This window comes from Limnobacter sp. SAORIC-580, from assembly GCF_013004065.1.
GTDB classification, from domain to species: domain Bacteria; phylum Pseudomonadota; class Gammaproteobacteria; order Burkholderiales; family Burkholderiaceae_B; genus Limnobacter; species Limnobacter profundi.
On the sequence record NZ_CP053084.1, the window covers coordinates 1,482,425 to 1,501,436 of the forward strand.

18 protein-coding genes are annotated in these 19,012 nt (G+C 53.3%); all 18 read left to right on the plus strand.

The window, feature by feature from the left end; all coding sequences use genetic code 11:
* The first annotated feature begins 60 nt into the window (after window positions 1–60).
* The gene (aroC, locus tag HKT17_RS06875) at window positions 61–1,167 is read left to right on the plus strand and encodes a chorismate synthase (protein WP_171098841.1); all 1,107 of its coding nucleotides are present in this window, start codon (window positions 61–63) and stop codon (window positions 1,165–1,167) included.
* Between the two features lie 27 nt (window positions 1,168–1,194).
* Entirely contained in the window at window positions 1,195–2,376 is a 1,182-nt protein-coding gene (locus HKT17_RS06880) for an MFS transporter (protein WP_171098844.1), read from the plus strand.
* 90 nt (window positions 2,377–2,466) lie between these two features.
* Window positions 2,467–3,300, plus strand: a complete 834-nt coding sequence (locus HKT17_RS06885) for a M48 family metallopeptidase (RefSeq protein WP_105028951.1) — start codon at window positions 2,467–2,469, stop codon at window positions 3,298–3,300.
* Window positions 3,301–3,460: 160 nt separating this feature from the next.
* Window positions 3,461–4,861 carry a 3-isopropylmalate dehydratase large subunit gene (gene leuC / locus HKT17_RS06890; protein WP_171098846.1) on the plus strand — a complete coding sequence of 467 codons (1,401 nt, stop codon included), beginning with the start codon at window positions 3,461–3,463 and terminating at the stop codon, window positions 4,859–4,861.
* A gap of 18 nt (window positions 4,862–4,879) precedes the next feature.
* Window positions 4,880–5,017 carry an entericidin A/B family lipoprotein gene (locus HKT17_RS06895; protein WP_105028953.1) on the plus strand — a complete coding sequence of 46 codons (138 nt, stop codon included), beginning with the start codon at window positions 4,880–4,882 and terminating at the stop codon, window positions 5,015–5,017.
* A 91-nt stretch (window positions 5,018–5,108) separates the two neighbouring features.
* On the plus strand, window positions 5,109–5,750 hold the full coding sequence (leuD, locus tag HKT17_RS06900; protein ID WP_171098848.1) for a 3-isopropylmalate dehydratase small subunit: 642 nt from the start codon (window positions 5,109–5,111) through the stop codon (window positions 5,748–5,750).
* Between the two features lie 23 nt (window positions 5,751–5,773).
* Complete coding sequence (leuB, locus tag HKT17_RS06905) at window positions 5,774–6,868, plus strand: 3-isopropylmalate dehydrogenase (RefSeq protein ID WP_171098850.1); 1,095 nt, start codon at window positions 5,774–5,776, stop codon at window positions 6,866–6,868.
* Window positions 6,869–6,915: 47 nt separating this feature from the next.
* Window positions 6,916–8,037: an aspartate-semialdehyde dehydrogenase gene (asd, locus tag HKT17_RS06910; RefSeq protein WP_171101407.1), complete on the plus strand. Its 1,122-nt coding sequence runs from the start codon at window positions 6,916–6,918 to the stop codon at window positions 8,035–8,037.
* A 64-nt stretch (window positions 8,038–8,101) separates the two neighbouring features.
* Window positions 8,102–10,327 (plus strand): motility hub landmark protein FimV, encoded by a 2,226-nt coding sequence (locus HKT17_RS06915; RefSeq protein WP_171098852.1) that lies wholly within the window; start codon window positions 8,102–8,104, stop codon window positions 10,325–10,327.
* Complete coding sequence (gene truA, locus HKT17_RS06920; RefSeq protein WP_171098855.1) at window positions 10,328–11,092, plus strand: tRNA pseudouridine(38-40) synthase TruA; 765 nt, start codon at window positions 10,328–10,330, stop codon at window positions 11,090–11,092.
* Window positions 11,089–11,724 carry a phosphoribosylanthranilate isomerase gene (locus tag HKT17_RS06925; protein ID WP_171098858.1) on the plus strand — a complete coding sequence of 212 codons (636 nt, stop codon included), beginning with the start codon at window positions 11,089–11,091 and terminating at the stop codon, window positions 11,722–11,724. Before truA ends, HKT17_RS06925 begins: the two co-directional genes overlap by 4 nt.
* Window positions 11,725–11,747: 23 nt before the next feature.
* Complete coding sequence (trpB, locus tag HKT17_RS06930; RefSeq protein WP_171098860.1) at window positions 11,748–13,001, plus strand: tryptophan synthase subunit beta; 1,254 nt, start codon at window positions 11,748–11,750, stop codon at window positions 12,999–13,001.
* A gap of 15 nt (window positions 13,002–13,016) precedes the next feature.
* Window positions 13,017–13,832, plus strand: coding sequence for a tryptophan synthase subunit alpha (gene trpA / locus HKT17_RS06935; protein WP_171098861.1), 816 nt, complete (start codon window positions 13,017–13,019; stop codon window positions 13,830–13,832).
* A 33-nt stretch (window positions 13,833–13,865) separates the two neighbouring features.
* On the plus strand, window positions 13,866–14,744 hold the full coding sequence (accD, locus tag HKT17_RS06940; protein ID WP_171098863.1) for an acetyl-CoA carboxylase, carboxyltransferase subunit beta: 879 nt from the start codon (window positions 13,866–13,868) through the stop codon (window positions 14,742–14,744).
* Window positions 14,745–14,780: 36 nt separating this feature from the next.
* A complete protein-coding gene (gene folC, locus HKT17_RS06945) occupies window positions 14,781–16,187 on the plus strand; it encodes a bifunctional tetrahydrofolate synthase/dihydrofolate synthase (RefSeq protein ID WP_240965929.1) in 1,407 nt (468 codons plus the stop codon).
* Between the two features lie 17 nt (window positions 16,188–16,204).
* Window positions 16,205–16,918 (plus strand): SPOR domain-containing protein, encoded by a 714-nt coding sequence (locus tag HKT17_RS06950; RefSeq protein ID WP_171098865.1) that lies wholly within the window; start codon window positions 16,205–16,207, stop codon window positions 16,916–16,918.
* Window positions 16,915–17,406 (plus strand): CvpA family protein, encoded by a 492-nt coding sequence (locus HKT17_RS06955; protein WP_008248980.1) that lies wholly within the window; start codon window positions 16,915–16,917, stop codon window positions 17,404–17,406. Before HKT17_RS06950 ends, HKT17_RS06955 begins: the two co-directional genes overlap by 4 nt.
* A gap of 9 nt (window positions 17,407–17,415) precedes the next feature.
* Window positions 17,416–18,930: an amidophosphoribosyltransferase gene (purF, locus tag HKT17_RS06960; protein WP_105028964.1), complete on the plus strand. Its 1,515-nt coding sequence runs from the start codon at window positions 17,416–17,418 to the stop codon at window positions 18,928–18,930.
* Window positions 18,931–19,012 lie beyond the last annotated feature (82 nt).

Consider the following 19,012-nt stretch of genomic DNA (forward strand, 5'->3'; position numbering starts at 1 on the left):
CGCCGTTCAGGTGCGGGATATTCCGATAAAATAATGTTTTGCCTATTCGAGTGAACACGCATGTCCGGAAGCAGCCTGGGTCGCCTTTTTGTGGTCAGTAATTTTGGGGAAAGCCATGGGCCCGCCATTGGTTGTGTGGTTGATGGCTGCCCACCCGGTTTGCCTTTGACTGAAGCAGATTTGCAGGCCGATTTGGATCGACGCAAGCCAGGCACTTCCCGCCATGTCACTCAGCGTCAGGAAGCAGACCAAGTTGAAATTCTTTCCGGCGTTTTTGAAGGCGTGACAACGGGTGCTCCAATTGGTTTGTTGATTCGCAATCAAGATCAGCGCAGCAAAGACTACGGCAACATCATGGACACGTTTCGCCCCGGTCATGCCGATTACACCTACTGGCACAAATACGGCATTCGTGATTATCGCGGAGGCGGGCGCTCATCGGCCCGCATGACAGCTCCCATGGTGGCTGCGGGTGCTATCGCGAAAAAATGGTTGACCAGCAAGCTGGGTATCGAGATCCGTGGTTGCATGACTCAAATTGGTGAGGTGGATATTCCGTTTTCCACTTGGGACGATGTGCACACCAATCCTTTCTTCGCGCCGAACAATGGAAAAGTTGCCGAGCTCGAGGCCTACATGGACACCCTGAGAAAGTCCGGCGATTCTTGCGGGGCAGGCTTGCGTGTTCAGGCCACTGGGGTACCGGTGGGTTTGGGTTCGCCTTTGTACGACAAACTGGATGCTGATATTGCCCACGCCATGATGAGCATTAACGCTGTAAAGGGTGTTGAAATTGGTGCCGGTTTCGCTTGTATCGCTCAAAAGGGTTCTGAGCATGGCGATGAAATGACCCCTGAGGGCTTTGGATCTAATCACGCAGGCGGTATTCTCGGTGGTATTTCAACAGGGCAGAACATCGAAGTTCGTATGGCGATCAAGCCAACGTCCAGCATTCGCTTGCCCAGAAAGTCGATCGACAAAGCGGGCAATCCGATTGATGTTGAAACCTACGGTCGCCACGACCCTTGTGTTGGTATTCGTGCAACGCCAATCGCAGAGGCCATGCTGGCTTTGGTCATTATGGATCACCTGCTGGTGCACCGCGCGCAGTGTGCAGACGTTCAGGTGGACACTCCTCAAATTCCACCTGGCATTTCCAATTATTAAGTCCTCAACCAAAAAGCGGGCAGGCATTTGCAACTGGGCTGGTTAGCGCTTTTTTACGCAGCGTATTTCGCATTTGTCGGCTTGTATTCGCCGTTTTTAGGGCCTTACCTGAAATCGATTGGCCATAACCTGGATGTGATCGCCCTGGCTTTGGGCATGATGCAGTTGATGCGAATTGTCGGCCCCTTTGCCTGGGGTTGGCTAGCGGACCACACTGGTAACCGGGTTCGCTGGATTCGACTTGGCACCTTTGCGGGTTTTTGTTTTGCAGCCCTTGCGTTCTGGTATCAGCAAACGCCTTCTCACCTCATTGTTCTTGTGTTGTTGTTGAACCTGAGTATTTCAGGTTTGGTGCCCATGTCCGATTCATATGCCATGGAGCGTTGTGCCGGTTGTACTGGCCAATATGGCCAGGTGCGTTTGTATGGCTCACTGGGCTTTGTGTTGGCAGTGCTGGTTTTCGGGGCTGTGGCTGATCGCTTTGGTTTTGCCTCTTATCCGTTTTGGGCTTGCGCCATGTTGCTGCTCGGGTTTGTAGCAGCCTTGAAATTCACGCCCGATTCTCCCCGGGTGACCAGTACGGAAAATTCAATCCTGTTCACCGGCAGTGGCTTCAAGCGCCTGTTGTTGCCAGGTCCCATGCCACTTTTCTGGTTGGCTGCATTTTTCATGATTTTCGCGCATGGGGTTTTCTATGCCTTTTTCTCGCTTTACCTGCTCGAGTTCAATTATTCCGAAATGAGTATTGGTGGCTTGTGGGCATTTGGTGTGATGTGTGAAGTGGTGTTTTTTGCCCTTCAAGCCCGCTTTTTCAAACGCTTTTCCCTGAACACCTGGCTTTGCGTCAGCTTCGCAGCGTGCGCATTCCGGTTTGCCCTGACAGCGGCATTCCCTGAATACGGCTGGCTGATGCTTTTTGCACAGGGTTTGCATGCTTTAACTTTTGCGGCACACCACACCGCCACAATTTCCTGGTTGCGAGAAAACTTGCCAGTCAAGCTGGTGGTTCGTGGCCAAGCCATGTATGCCACCATTGCATATGGGCTTGGTGGATCTGCCGGTACATTTTTAGGCCGCTTCGCATGGGAGTGGGGCGGGCCTGCCAGTGCATTTGCCATGGCCTCGGTCAGTGGTTTGATTGCCCTGCTTCTAGGTTGGCGCTTTACGATTGCCAGCAAGCAGCCAACTTCGGCACTTTTGTCGGGATAAACTGTCGAATGCAGGTAATTGATGTCAACTTTGCAGCATTGAGCGCCGTTTCTACAGAACGGTTTTACTGACAATTACAGGTGAAAAACAATGGTATTTTCTGGATTGAAGCGACGCACCACATTAACGCTGAGCCTTGCGTTTTCAACTGGTGTGCTGGCCGCGTGTTTAACCACTCAAACCACCTCTGGTGGGGCGGTTGGGGTTGATCGTTCCCAGTTTGTGCTTGTTTCCTCAGCAGAAGTGGATGCCGCAGCAGCCAAAGGTTATGCCGATGTGATCGCCAAGGCGCAAAAGGAAGGCAAACTGAACAGGGATGCCAAGCAGGTGGCCAGGGTGCGTGCCATTGCCAATCGCCTGATTCCCCAAACTGTGGCATTCCGGCCGGATGCGCCACAGTGGAAATGGGAAGTCAATGTGATTGAATCTGACCAACTCAATGCCTGGTGCATGGCGGGCGGAAAAATCGCGTTTTACTCGGCTTTGATTGAAAAACTGGCGCTGACTGATGATGAAATCGCGGCCATCATGGGGCACGAAATTGCCCATGCTTTGCGGGAACACAGTAGGGAACGAATTTCGCAGCAACTTGCCACGAATGTTGGACTGGATCTGGCTTCGGCAGTTTTTGGTTTGTCGCGTGGTGCATCCGATCTTGCGGGTATGGCCGCCAATGTGGCAATTTCACTGCCGTATGGCCGTTCTCATGAAGTGGAATCAGACCGAATTGGCGTGGAGTTGGCCGCGCGTGCAGGCTACAACCCCCGTGCTGCAATCAGTGTTTGGCAGAAGATGAGCCGGGCTGGTGGTGGTTCACCACCCGAGTTGTTGTCTACGCACCCATCGCCCGAAAACCGGATCCAGGATCTCGAGGTTTATTCAGCCAGGGTGCAACCTTTGTATGAGCAAGCCAAGAAGCGTTAAGCACCGGCGAGCAAGTTGATTTTGAGGCGCAGCCATGCCGGCTGTGCTGCAAGGCCGGGGCTGGCTGTGGCATAATCAGGGGTTATTCTCTAAGCAATTTGCTGCTCCGTTCAGCGGAACAAACCCGTTGAATGAGTCAGCCCGAAGCAGGTCCTTGAAAATGGCAAAAACTCTTTACGACAAACTCTGGGAAAGTCATGTGGTGCGCACCGAAGAAGATGGCACCTCACTGATTTACATCGACCGCCATTTGCTGCATGAAGTGACCAGCCCCCAAGCCTTTGAAGGTTTGGAGCTAGCTGGCCGCGACCTGTGGCGCAACAGTGCCAACCTGGCTGTGGTGGACCACAACGTGCCTACCACTGACCGTTCCAAAGGCATCGCCGACCCAACTTCGCGATTGCAGGTTGAAACACTGGACAAAAATGCAAAAGCCCATGGCCTGACCTACTTCGATATCAAAGACTTGCGCCAAGGCATTGTGCATGTGATCGGGCCCGAGCAGGGCGCAACCTTGCCTGGCATGACCGTGGTTTGCGGCGATTCGCACACCAGCACCCATGGCGCCATCGGTGCGCTGGCATTTGGTATCGGTACCTCGGAAGTTGAGCACGTTATGGCCACCCAGTGTTTGCTGATGAAAAAAGCCAAAAACATGCTGGTGCGCGTGGAAGGTACTTTGGGCAAGGGTGTTTCTGCCAAAGACGTGATTTTGGCCATTATTGGCAAAATTGGTACGGCTGGCGGTACCGGGTATGCCATTGAATTTGCGGGCTCCGCCATTCGCGGATTGTCTGTTGAAGGTCGCATGACCATGTGCAACATGGCCATCGAGGGCGGTGCACGCTCTGGCATGGTGGCCGTCGACGAAAAAACAATCGAATACGTGAAAGGTCGCCCATTCAGCCCGAAAGGCGAGATGTGGGATACGGCAGTTGCTTATTGGCAAACCTTGCATTCAGATGAAGGTGCACATTTCGACCATGTGGTTGAGCTGCGTGCGGAAGACATTAAACCGCAGGTGAGCTGGGGTACTTCACCAGAAATGGTGACTGATGTGCACGGTGTGGTGCCAGACCCCGCTTCGGTGGCCGACCCGGTGAAGCGCCAGGGCTACGAGCGTGCCTTGCAGTACATGGGCTTGAAGCCTTTGCAGAAAATTGAAGACATCAACGTGGATACCGTGTTCATTGGTTCTTGTACCAATTCGCGCATTGAAGATTTGCGCGACGCTGCGGCGGTGGTGAAGGGCAAGAAAAAAGCGGAAACGGTCAAATTGGCCATGGTGGTCCCTGGGTCGGGCTTGGTCAAAGCGCAGGCTGAAAAGGAAGGTTTGGACAAAATATTCCTTGAAGCCGGGTTTGAGTGGCGAGAGCCCGGTTGTTCCATGTGCCTGGCCATGAATGCGGATCGTTTGGGCAGTGGGGAGCGTTGTGCCTCCACCAGCAACCGGAATTTTGAAGGACGTCAAGGTGCGGGCGGCCGTACACACCTTGTCAGCCCGGCCATGGCGGCTGCGGCAGCGATTGCAGGCCATTTCACTGATTCCAGAACCTTTTAAAACAAAGGAGTGTTTGATATGAAGATCGTTTCCGTATTTCTGCTTGCTTTGTCAGCCCTGTCATTGTCCGCTTGCAACACCATTGAGGGCATGGGCAAGGACATCAAGGCGGGCGGCGCTGCCATTGAACGCACCGCAGACGAAAACAAGAAGTAATGTTTACTGGTATTTCTAAGCTGTGCAGGCAAGCGTTTGCTTGCTTGTATGGTTTGAACTCCGGATCAACCGGAATATTCACGGATTAATTATGGACAAATTTGTAACCCACACTGGCATTGCCGTTGCATTGAACCGCGCCAATGTGGACACCGATGCCATCATCCCCAAACAGTTTCTGAAAAGCATCAAGCGCACCGGTTTCGGCGAGCACTTGTTCGATGGTTGGCGTTACCTGGACGAAGGCGAGCCTGGCATGGATTGCACCAAGCGCCCCCTGAATCCTGATTTCGAGCTGAACAAGCCAGAATTCAAAGGCGGCACCGTGTTGGTCGCAGGTCCCAACTTCGGGTGTGGGTCCTCCCGTGAGCATGCGCCCTGGGCGCTGCAACAGTATGGTTTCAAGGCGGTTATTTCCAGCAGTTTTGCGGATATCTTCTTCAATAATTGCTTTAAAAATGGTTTCTTACCCATTGTTTTAAAAGAAGAAGAGCTGAAAGAAGTTTTCGCCGCAATTGATGCAAAACCTGGCATTGAGATCACAGTAAGTCTTGAGCACCAAACCGTGAGCATTGCTGGAAAAAGCTACAGCTTCAATGTAGATGCATTCCGCAAGCATTGCCTGATGAATGGCTTTGACGACATTGGCCTGACTTTGCAGCATCGCGATGACATTGTGGCTTTCGAGAAAAACCGCCTGGCCAACCAGCCTTGGCTTGCCAACACAATCTAAATATAAAAAAGCAGAGAACACGAATGACTTTAAAAATTGCCGTAATGCCCGGTGACGGCATTGGCCCGGAGATTACCGCGCAGGCTGTCAAGGTGCTTGAAGCCCTGAAAACCGATGGCTTGAACATCGAGTTTGAGCACGCATTGATCGGTGGCGTGGCCTACCGCGAAAAAGGCGTGCCTTTGCCGGAAGAGACCGTGGCTTTGGCCAAAGCTTCGGATGCTGTGTTGTTTGGCGCTGTGGGTGACTTTTCTCTCGATACGCTCCCGCGCCATTTGCGGCCAGAGCAAGCAATTTTGGGCATTCGCAAAGCCTTGAATCTGTTTGCCAATTTCCGCCCCGCGATGGTCTATGATGAGTTGGCTGATGCGTCTACCCTACGCCCTGAAATAGTGGCAGGACTGGACATTCTGATTGTTCGTGAACTGACTGGCGATATTTACTTTGGAACGCCGCGTGGCAACCGCATCGCCGAGGATGGTCCATTTAAAGGCGAGCGTGAGGCATTTGACACTATGCGCTACGCTGAAACTGAAATTCGCCGCATTGCCCATGTGGCCTTTCAAGCGGCACAAAAGCGTGGTGGCAAGCTGTGTTCGGTTGACAAAGCCAACGTGCTGGAAACTACCCAGTTTTGGCGTGACATTGTGACTGAAGTAGGCAAGGAATACAGCGATGTCGAATTAAGCCACATGTACGTTGACAACTGTGCCATGCAGTTGTTGAAAAACCCAAAGCAGTTCGACGTCATCGTGACGGGTAACCTGTTCGGTGATATTTTGTCAGATGAAGCGTCCATGTTGACTGGCTCTATCGGCATGTTGCCATCGGCCTCGCTGAATGAATCCAATTTCGGTTTGTACGAGCCAATTCATGGTTCCGCGCCCGACATTGCTGGCAAAGACCTGGCTAACCCCATGGCCACCGTGCTTTCTGCAGCGATGATGCTGCGTTACACCTTTGGCCTTGAAGATTATGCAAACCGCATTGAGAGCGCAGTGAAAACGGTGTTGGCCACTGGCCCGCGTACGGGTGACATTTGGCGCGATGGCAAGGCGCGCACCGGAACAGCGGGTATGGGTGATGCAATTGTTGCGGCACTGGCCAAGCAACAATAAAGCGAAATCGCAATTCAAGAATTTAAAAGTACTGGAGTTTTTTTATGTTGAAAGTTGGTTTGGTTGGATGGCGAGGCATGGTGGGTTCCGTGCTGATGCAACGCATGCAGGAAGAGAATGATTTCGCGCATTTCGAGCCGATTTTCTTCTCCACTTCCAATGCGGGTGGCAAGGCGCCAGCTTTCGCTGGCAACGCGGGTCCCTTGCAGGATGCAAACAACATCGACGCTCTGAAGCAAATGGACGTGGTGTTGACTTGCCAGGGCGGTGACTACACCAATGAAGTATTTCCCAAGCTGCGCGAGGCTGGCTGGAATGGTTACTGGATTGATGCGGCCTCAAGCCTGCGCATGAAAGACGACGCCATTATTATTCTTGATCCGGTGAACATGAACGTGATTAAGGATGGCCTGACCAAAGGCATCAAGAATTATGTAGGTGGTAACTGCACCGTGTCGCTGATGCTGATGGCTTTGGGTGGTTTGTTCCAGAACAATCAGGTGGAGTGGATTACTTCCATGACTTACCAGGCCGCTTCTGGCGCTGGTGCGCAAAACATGCGCGAACTGATTTCGCAAATGGGCAGCATTCATGGTTCGGTCAAAGACCTGTTGGCCGATCCCGCATCTGCCATTCTGGAAATTGACCGCAAGGTGGCTCAGCATATTAATTCCGACGCATACCCGACCGATAACTTTGGCGTGCCACTGGGCGGAAGCCTCATTCCCTGGATCGACAAAGACCTGGGCAATGGCCAGTCCAAAGAAGAATGGAAGGGTGGCGCAGAAACCAACAAGATTCTGGGCAAGCCAGCCATGGGTACACCCGGTTGTGTGCCTGTGGATGGATTGTGCGTACGTGTGGGTGCCATGCGTTGTCACTCACAGGCGTTGACCATCAAGCTGAAGCAAGACATTCCATTGAATGAGGTCAATGACATGCTTGCCAAGGCCAATGATTGGGTTAAAGTGATCCCCAACGAGCGTGATGCATCCATGCGCGATTTGACCCCTGCAGCCGTTACAGGCCGCATGCATGTGCCAGTTGGCCGTTTGCGGAAAATGGCCATGGGTGGCGATTATCTGAGCGCTTTCACCGTGGGCGATCAGCTGTTGTGGGGTGCGGCCGAGCCACTGCGCCGCATGCTGCGTATTTTGATTGAACGCTAAGCTGCATCAATATTGATCCCAAAAAAGCTGCCGAAGGCGGCTTGAACATTCATGGAGTAAACGGGTGAGGCATACCAAAAAGAAGATTCTGCCCTTTGTTTTTGCATCAGGTTTGTTGGCAAGTTCCTTCGCGCAGGCAGCACAGCTCGGTAAGCTTGAAGTGCTGTCGGGTGCAGGCGAGCCTTTTCTGGCGCAAATTCAGGTTGATCTGGTGTTGCCAGAGGAACGCGCTTCCTTGCAGGCCAAGCTGGCTTCCGCAGAGGCTTTCAAAGCTGCCCGCCTGAGCATGGATCCGAACCTGAAGAGTCTTCAGTTTGCAGTACAAGATGGCCCTCAGCCCGGTACGGCGCTTGTCAAGATTACCTCTGTGCAGCCTTTGCCTGCTGGTTTCATCGACACTTTGGTTGAATTGACCTGGGCGGGTGGCCGTGTTGCGCGGGAATATACCCTGACTGTGCCTGTTGGTGTGGCCCAGGCGGCTGAACCCGCAACGAGTCTTCCTGAAATTCGCCCGCCGATGACACCGCCTGCTGTGGCACCCAAGGCAACTGCGCCAAAAGCGCCAGCGGTTTCCGAACCACCTGCAGTCTCCAAAGCTCCAGTGGCTTCAGCGCCCGCTGCGCCTGAAGGTACTTTGAATGTTGAGCGTGGCGACACTCTGTCGGAGTTGGCTTTGCAACTGGTCGGCGACGGCGTCACCCTGAACCAGGCCATGGCTGCAATTTACGAGGCCAACAAAGCCTCATTTATTAATGGCAGCGTACACCTGATTCGTGAGGGCGCCCAAATTCAGGTTCCCAATCGTGCGGCGCTGCGAGCCCGCAATGCCAATGAGGCTTTGCTGATTCTTGCTCAAAACGACGATCGCAATGTGTACTCCGCTTACGCTCGCCAAATTGGTTTGCTAACTGTTGACAATCAGCTTGCAGCGGCAGACGCCACCAGTGCCCAGGGCAGCATTACTCCGCAAGATCAAGCGCCCAAGGCCAATGCGGGTGCACCGGCTGACCGATTACAAATTGCACCCGGCTCAGCCCAAGGTGCAAGCAATGCCGATACCAACGCAGAGGAGCTGGTGGCCAAAAACAAGGCACTGGCCGAGGCGAATGAGCGAATTGCTTTGCTCGAGAAGAACGTAAGTGACTTGCAGCGTTTGCTCGACATGCAAAAAGACCTGGGCAGCGAGCCTGCCGCACCTGCAGCTGATGGCCCGGCAGTTGGGACTGATGCTACTACTGAGCCAGCAGCTGTTGAAGTACCCTCGGAAACACTGGCCGAGAATGGTGCCGACGAGCCTGCTGCTGAATCGCCGGTGGCCGACGAGCCCGCCAGCAGCGATGGTGTACAGGCACCAGTGCAGCAAGCAGCAGCAGAAGAGCAGCCTTTTGACTGGTTGCCCTGGATTTTGGCAGGTGCAGGTGGTTTGCTTGTGTTGCTTGTGTTGTTGCTGATTGCCCGTGCACGCAAGAACAAAACCAAAAACGAGGAAGATGAGCTCGAGGCCGAGGACGATTCTTCTTTCAGCGAAGTGAATGAATTTGATGAGGCCATTGCGGCAGCCAGTGCAGGAATTGCAGCTGAGCGAGCCAGCGGTCTGAATCAGGCTGAAAATTCTGACTTTGATCTGGATGAAGTACTGAATGATCGCTTGAAGCAGGCCGAACCTGAAGAGGCGACGCAACTTCACGCAGCCCCCGTGGAAGCGGAAGATAAGCCAGCCGTGGCTGATGACATTCCCGAACTGAATGAAGCTTCTGAGGAAGCACTGCAACACAAAGAATCATTGGACAGCGAGGTCACTCTGGATTTCCCTGAGGAAGAGCCTAACGAATCCAAATCAGGTTCGATTCTTGATGACCTGGATGAAATCGAAAAAGGCACCTTGGCGGCCCAGGAAGAACTGGATGAATTGCGAAAGCAACCTTTGCCTCAGCACGATGTGAATGCGCGAGAAATTGATGCAGCATTCGATGACTTGGTTGGCGAAGAAACTGTGGGTGAAAAACCGGTTGAGTTGAAAGACGACACTGACAAATCCAATGTTGATGGGCCGGGTGCCGTTCCTGAAGAGGCCATTGACAAGACGCTTGTTGACCTCGACGTTGATGTTCCTAACCCCAAAGTGGACGATGCCACCTGGCAGGAAGTTGCCACCAAGCTGGACTTGGCGGGCGCTTACGTTGAAATCGGCGATGCAGATGGTGCCAAAGAGTTGTTGAACGAAATCGTGAAAAAAGGCGATGTGGACCAGGTTCGCAAGGCCAAGGCGCTTTTGGCTACGTTGAACTAAATGAACAGAGTGGCCTTGGGCCTTTGTTACGACGGCCATGAGTTTGAAGGTTGGCAAACACAACCACATGGTCGAACTGTCCAGGACCACTTGACCAAGGCCATAGAGGCAATTGCCCAAGAGCCCATTGCTTTAATTTGTGCGGGCCGAACAGACACCGGCGTACATGCCCGCCAGCAGGTTGTGCATTTTGATACAGCAGCAGACAGGCCGCTGACGGCCTGGATCAAAGGGGTTAACAACAGTTTGCCACCTACCATTTCGGTGCTTGGCGCCAAACAGCTTGATGCAAGTTTTCATGCACGTTTCAGTGCGGTATCAAGAACTTATCGTTACTATTTTTATAGCGCACCCGTTCGCGACCCATTCAAACGTTTCATGACCTGGGTTCACTACCCGCTTGATTTGGCCGCCATGCGCCGTGCAGCGGAATGTTTGTTGGGCACACATGATTTCAGCGCGTTTCGCGCCTCGCAATGCCAGGCGGCAAGCCCAGTGCGCACCTTGTTCGCTTTAAACCTGATTGAAGCCGTTGACCATTGCTACTTTGAAATTCATGGCAATGCATTTTTGCACCACATGGTAAGAAACTTGATGGGCAGCCTGATGGAAGTGGGCCAGCACAGGCAAGCCGAAAGCTGGTTAAGGGATGTGCTTGAATCCAGAAACAGAAGCCTGGCGGCAAAAACTTATCCCGCGCAGGGTTTAAGCTTGTGGAATATCGAATACCCCGAGCAATACGGAATACAGGAACTGTTTGCATGAGAACCCGAATCAAGTTGTGCGGCTTTCAAACCGAAGACACGGTGCGTGCGGCCACTCGGGCTGGGGCTGATGCCGTGGGTTTCGTGTTTTATCCGCCTTCACCGCGCCACATTGAGGTGGCGCAGGCGGGGCAGCTGGCGCGTTGTTTGGGTGCCTGGCAAACCCCGGTTGCCTTGTTTGTGAATCCTCAGGCCGATTTCGTCAATTCCGTCATTTCGGAAATTCCCAATGTGCTGTTGCAGTTTCACGGCGATGAAAGTCCACAGTTTTGCGACAGTTTCAGGCGTCCCTACATCAAGGCCATTCGAATGAAGGCCGATGTGAACTTGCTGAAAGAAAGTGAAAAATTCCATGTGGCGCAGGCGCTTCTTGTCGATTCATGGAGCGAGGCGTATGGTGGAACAGGGCATACTTTTGATTGGTCTTTGCTGCCCAAAGCGGGTGAACTGAAGCAGGCTTTGGTATTATCCGGGGGGTTGGATGCAAGCAATGTGGAACAGGCTATTCATGGCTTGCGACCCTATGGTGTCGATGTGTCCAGCGGGATTGAGTCGGCGCGAGGCATAAAGAGTATCGAAAAAATTGAAATGTTCTGCAAAGCGGTCCAGAAGGCCGATGCAGGGCTGTTGTAAGTGAACCCAGATTGAGCAGCATCATGAACAAACCCTATGAATTTCCAGACGCCACTGGCCATTTCGGCCCCTACGGCGGTACTTTTGTGTCTGAAACCCTGGTTCACGCCCTGGAAGAACTGAAAAGTGTGTACGCCCATTACCAAAACGACCCCGAATTTTTGGCGGAGTTTGAAAGTGAACTGAAACATTTTGTGGGTCGCCCCAGCCCCATTTATCACGCCAAGCGCTGGTCTGATTTGGTCGGTGGTGCACAAATTTACTTCAAGCGGGAAGACCTGAACCACACAGGTGCCCACAAAGTGAACAACTGCATTGGGCAGGCCATGCTCGCCAAGCGCATGGGCAAGCCCCGCGTAATTGCGGAAACAGGTGCGGGCCAGCACGGTGTGGCCACGGCCACTGTGGCTGCGCGTTATGGCATGAAGTGTGTGGTGTATATGGGTCAGGAAGATGTGGCCCGGCAGGCACAAAACGTGTTTCGCATGAAGCTGTTGGGTGCCGAGGTTATTCCGGTCACTTCTGGCTCCAAAACCCTGAAAGATGCGCTGAACGAAGCCATGCGCGACTGGGTTACGAACGTGGAAGACACGTTTTACATTATTGGCACCGTGGCGGGTCCACACCCATATCCCATGCTGGTTCGAGACTTCCAAAGCGTGATTGGTCGCGAATGCATTCAGCAAATGCCGACCATGGTGGGCAAGCAGCCAGATTATGTGCTGGCCTGTGTAGGTGGCGGATCGAACGCCATGGGTATTTTCCACCCCTACTTGAACGTGGATGGCGTGAAGTTGGTGGGTGTGGAAGCTGCGGGCGAGGGCATTGAAACTGGCAAGCATGCTGCATCGCTGAGCGCTGGCACACCTGGCGTGTTGCATGGTAACCGTACCTACCTGTTGCAAAGCGATGATGGGCAAATTATTGAAACCCATTCGGTTTCCGCGGGTCTGGATTATCCCGGTGTTGGCCCTGAGCATGCATGGCTGAAGGATTCTGGCCGGGCTGAATACGTGGGTATTACCGATGCCGAGGCGCTTGAAGCCTTCCACCAGTGTTGCCGCATTGAGGGCATCATCCCGGCGCTGGAAAGTAGCCATGCCTTGGCGCATGCTGCGAAGCTGGCCAAAACCTTGCCCAAAGACAAGGTGATTTTGGTGAACTTGTCTGGCCGTGGCGACAAAGACATGCACACCGTGGCGCGCTTGAGTGGTGCCGAGTTTTATTGCCACCCCGATTGCAAAACAGGTGCAGAAATGGCCTGCAACAAGAAATAAATTTCAATTACAACCATGTCAAGAATCAAAGCAGTATTTGCAAAATTAAAAGAAGAAGGTCGCAAAGGCCTGATTCCGTTCGTCACTGGCGGTGATCCTGACCCCGGCCAGACTGTGGCCATGTTGCATGCCTTGGCCAATGCAGGTTCCGATGTCATTGAGCTGGGAGTGCCGTTTTCTGACCCCATGGCCGATGGTCCGGTCATTCAGCGTTCAAGCGAACGTGCGCTTGAAAAGGGAGTGACTTCCCGCAAAATTCTGGATTATGTGGCCGAGTTTCGCCAGACCAACCAGCACACACCGATTGTGCTGATGGGGTATGCCAACCCCATTGAACGCATGGGTGTCGAAAAGTATGTCACCGAGGCAAAAAAGGCAGGTGTGGATGGAGTGCTCGTGGTGGATTACCCACCCGAGGAGTCACTTGAGTTTTCCAAATACCTGCGTGCCGCCGAACTGGATCCTATTTTTTTACTGGCGCCAACTTCTTCAGATGAACGCATTGAAAAAGTGGCAAGGGCAGCCAGCGGTTATGTGTATTACGTGTCGCTGAAAGGCGTGACTGGTGCGCAAAACCTGAATGCCGCTGAAGTCAGTTCCAAGTTGCCCACCATTCGCAAATTCACTGATGTACCCGTGGGTGTGGGCTTTGGTATTCGCGACGCCGAGTCGGCATGTCGTGTCGCACAATCCGCAGATGCCGTGGTGATTGGCTCTGCACTGATTCAGTTTCTAGAAGCAGGCAGCCCACAAGAGGCCGCCGCTTTGGCGGGCAAGTTCATTGCCCAGATTCGTGCCGCGCTGGATGCGCAATTTGGCATGAAACAATAACTTCCAAAAGAAATCCTCAGCAAGGGAAAGTGTATGAGTTGGTTTGACAAAATTATTCCGCCGCGCATTTCCTCAAAGACACCCGGCGACGCAGCCAAGAAAAGCGTTCCCGAAGGTATTTGGGCGAAATGCAAAAGCTGTGATGCAGTGCTCTATCAAAATGATTTGGTGAGCAATGCCATGGTTTGCCCCTCGTGCACTTACCACATGCGCATAGGTTCGCGTGAGCGTCTGAATTTGTTGTTCGACAATGATGAGCGCGTTGAAATTGGGCGTGAAGTATTGCCCATGGATACCCTGAAATTCAAGGACAGCAAAAGCTACACCGCGCGTTTGAATGAAGCCAAAGAGGCCACAGGCGAAACCGATGCCCTGGTGGTTCAAAAAGGCACCATGAACGGCCTGGAAGTGGTGATAGCCTGCTTCGAGTTTGAGTTCATGGGCGGTTCTATGGGTTCTGTGGTGGGCGAACGTTTTTGTCGCGGCGTGCAGGCGGCGCTTGACGCCAATGTTCCGTTTATCAGCATTGCAGCTTCTGGCGGCGCACGCATGCAGGAAGGTTTGGGTTCGCTAATGCAAATGGCAAAAACCTCGGCCATGCTGGCCAAGCTGAGCCAGGCCAAACTTCCCTATATTTCTGTTTTGACCGACCCTACCATGGGTGGCGTTTCCGCCAGTTTCGCGTTTTTGGGCGATGTGGTGGTTGCAGAACCCAAAGCCTTGATTGGTTTTGCCGGCCCACGCGTGATTGAACAAACCGTTCGGCAAACTTTGCCTGAAGGTTTTCAGCGTGCCGAGTTTTTGATGGAAAAGGGTGCGGTGGATTGCATTGTGGATCGCCGTGAAATGAAGAAAACCCTGACCAGCCTTTTGGCGCTGTTGATGAAAAAACAGATTGACCAGCCGGCCTGAAACTGAGCAGCCTGAAAACTAGCAGCCTGAGTATTTATGAACCAAGCAGTACCCCAACCAGACCCTTCCAAACCGATGAAGCCAGCTGCCAACGCCACATTGAATGCGTGGCTGGCTTATCTGGAATCGATTCACAGCAAGCCGATTGACATGGGGCTGGACCGCTTGAAGGTGGTGCAGCAACACATGGGTTTCGCCTTGAGTGGCCTTGTGTTTACCGTGGCGGGTACCAATGGCAAAGGGTCTACCTGCGCCATGCTGGAAAGCATTCTGATTCAGGCGGGCTACAAGGTGGGCATGTACACCTCGCCGCATCTAATCCGCTTCACTGAACGCGCCCGCATCAATGGTGCCGAGGTGGCGGAGCCAGAGCTGATTTCCGCCTTCGAACAGGTGGAACAGGCCCGCATCGCAACGGGTATTTCCCTGACTTATTTTGAGTTCACCACGCTGGCGGTGGCCCTGGTGTTCTCTCGTCTGGATCTGGATGCCGTCATTCTGGAAGTGGGTTTGGGTGGACGACTGGATGCGGTCAATATTTTTGACACCGACTGCGCGATTTGCACCAGCGTCGATATTGATCATCAGGCCTTTCTTGGGCCCGACCGGGAAAGCATTGGCCGCGAGAAGGCGGGTATATTCCGAACAGGCAAGCCAGCTATTGTGGGCGACCCCAAGCCACCACAAAGCGTGATCGACCACGCCAATTCAATCGGTGCAGATTTGTGGCTGTTTGCGCGCGATTACAACTACAGCGGTGACAAACAGCAGTGGGCCTACGGCGGGCGCAGTATGCGCCGTGCTGCCCTGGCTTACCCGGCTTTGCGGGGCACCAACCAGTTGTTGAATGCCTCAGCAGCTTTGGCTGCGCTTGAGTCTGTGCGGGATCGATTGCCAGTACCGGCACAATCGATTCGACAGGGTTTTCTCTTGGTGGAGTGGCCAGGGCGTTTTCAGGTGCTGCCGGGTCAACCCACGGTGGTTCTGGACGTTGGACACAATCCCCACGCTGCCGCGCATTTGCGTGAAAGCCTCGACAACATGGGTTTTTTTCCATACACCCATTGTATTTTCGGGATGCTGGCCGATAAAGATGCTGTTGAGGTGGTCAAGGCCTTGAAAGATAGGGTAGACCATTGGCACCTGGTGCCGCTTGAAGGTGACAGGGGGCGCAGCACAGTGCAGTTGAAGCAACAACTTGAACTGGCCGGTGTGGACGCAGGGGCTTTTGACTGGGTTGGCAATTCCCAGGCACTGGCCAAAGGGGGTATTGCAAAGCAGCCCCCAGAAAAAAGCGTGCAGAGCTACGAGAGTGTGGGTCAAGCGTATGCGGTGGTCACTTCTGCGGTGCCACCCAATGATAGAATTCTGGTTTTTGGATCCTTCCTGGTTGTGGCGCAGGCCATGCAAGCCAAAGAAGCGCTTCGAAAACGTCCCGGTTAATTTTTTCAGGAGTGCAGGTGAGTTCAAATTCGCGTTCTACTGCCAGGAACAAAGTCAACAACGATCCGGTTGATGAGTTGAAACGCAGGTCCAGAAGGCGGTTGGTGGGCTCCATTGCGCTTTTTCTGGCAGCCATCATCATCGTTCCCGCTTTGGTTGAAAATGAACCATCCCAAACCAGCAGCGACGTGGAGTTGGTGGTACCTGATCGCCCATCTGCAGAAATTCCAGCCCAGGCTGCCAAAGTTCCCGAGCAAGCAAAGATTGAGGCTCCGCAGTCGACCCAAGAACAGGCCGTGGCAATTGCACCGGTTGCGCCTGCCGTAGAACCGCCCCCTATTGTTTCTGAACCGGCGCCTGAGCCTAAGCCCAAGCTCGAAACTAAGCCCGAAACTAAGCTGGAAACTAAGCCAGCAAACAAGGTTGAGCCCAAGCCGGAACCTAAAGTTGAACCCAAGGCTGAACCCAAGGTTGAAGACCCAATTGCGGCATTTGCCAAGGCTGAGGTGTATTGGGTGCAGGTTGCTGCTGTCAGCGACAAGGCTCGCGCAGATGCACTGAGCAAAGAATTGAGTGGCAAGGGTTTCCCGGCGAAGGTGGAGTCCACAAGCACTGGCAATGGCACGGTATACCGGGTCAGGGTGGGGCCAATTTCAGGTCAGACCAAAGCCGATGAAACCAAAGCCAAGTTGGCCGCTGCGGGTTACTCCTCAGGGAGAGTAGTGCAGTGACGATATTTGATTACATCGTTATTGCGGTGGTGGTGCTGTCGGTCATTCTGGGTTTGTTCCGGGGCATGGTCAAAGAAGTGCTTTCTTTGGCCAACTGGGTGTTGGCCTTCTGGGTAGCAAATCGCTATGGCGCAGATCTGGCTGTTTACATGGATTGGGCTGAATCGCTGAGTCCGCCCATGAAAGCACTGATTGGTTGTGCCGCTGCGTTTTTTGCAACCATGTTGGTGGGTGCCATTCTGATTTCTCTGTTGGGCAAAATTGTTGCTGCAGCGGGTTTGGGTTTTGCGGACCGTGGCCTGGGTGCCACGTTCGGCTTCGCGCGTGGTTTATTTATTGTGTTGGTGCTGGTTACTGGGGCAGGCTTCACCTCGCTTCCGGAACAGCCATTTTGGCGAAATGCCATGTTGTCCCCTTTGGCAGTGGATGCGATGAGAGAAATCAAACCGCATTTGCCCGAAAGTGTGGCCAAGTGGGTGCGCTACTAGGAGCTTTCAATGTGCGGGATTGTCGGTATTGCCGGTTTTTCTCCTGTTAATCAAATTCTTTACGACAGCTTGCTGTTGTTGCAACACCGTGGCCAGGATGCTGCAGGTATTGCCACTGCGCACAGCAATTCGTTTTCCATGTCCAAAGGCAATGGGCTGGTACGCGACGTGTTTCGCACACGCAATATGCGTTCATTGCCCGGCAATATGGGCATTGGCCATGTGCGTTACCCCACAGCTGGTTCGGCCGCTAGTTCAGATGAAGCGCAACCTTTCTATGTCAATGCCCCTTATGGCTTGGTGTTGGCCCACAACGGCAACCTCACGAATAGCGAGCGTTTGAAGGCTGAATTGTTCAAGAATGATCGCCGCCACATCAACACCAATTCAGATTCCGAGGTGTTGCTCAACGTGTTGGCCCACGAGCTGCAATCCAATGCCTCAGGCTATTCGCTTGACCCGGTCACCATTTTCCGCGCGGTGGCGGGTGTGCATGCCCGTGCGCGCGGTGCGTATGCCTGCGTGGCTCAAATTGCAGGCTATGGTTTGTTGGCATTCCGCGATCCGTTTGGCATTCGCCCCTTGGCTTTGGGCAAGGCTGAAACAGAGCAGGGCACCGAGTACATGTTTGCATCAGAATCGGTGGCTTTGGTGGGCATGGGCTTTGAGTTTGTGCGCGACATTGATCCGGGCGAGGCCGTGTTTGTCGATCTCGACGGTAAGCTTCATGCCCAGCAATGTGCGGAGAAATCGTCGCTGAACCCCTGTATTTTCGAGTACGTCTATTTGGCTCGCCCCGACTCCGTGATGGATGGCATTAGCGTGTATGAAGCCCGTGTGAAAATGGGTGAATACCTGGCTGACCAAATTCGCAAGGGCATGCCTGCCGGTGAAATTGATGTGGTTATGCCCATTCCCGACTCCAGCCGCCCGGCTGCGCTGGAACTGGCGAACCAGTTGGGTGTGCCTTACCGCGAGGGTTTTATCAAGAACCGTTACATTGGCCGCACTTTCATCATGCCCGGGCAAGCTGTTCGCAAAAAAAGCGTTCGTCAAAAGCTCAATGCCATTTCTGTTGAATTCAAAGGCAAAACAGTGCTGTTGGTAGACGATTCGATTGTGCGCGGCACCACAAGCCGGGAAATTGTACAAATGGCTCGTGAAGCGGGTGCCAAGAAGGTAATTTTTGCCTCGGCTGCGCCTCCCGTGCGTTTTCCGAACGTGTATGGTATTGACATGCCCACGCGCGATGAGTTGATCGCTTCAGGTCGCACTGACGACGAAATTTGCGCTGAAATTGGCGCAGATGCTCTGTTTTATCAAGACATCGCCGACATGAAGCGTGCTGTGCGTGACTTGAATCCAAAAATTCAAACTTTCGATGCCAGCTGTTTTGATGGTTCGTACATTACCGGTGATGTCACCACTGAATACCTGGATCGCCTGGAATACATGCGCAAGCACCCAGAGGTATTGGAATCGGGTGGCTTGCAAATGAATCTAGGGTATTCGGCGAACCAGTAAGCGGGGGTTCACAATCGCTGACTTTTGACCAAGCGGAATTCATGCTTTTGTCAGTTTTAAGTCAGCGCTTGGGGTAAAATGT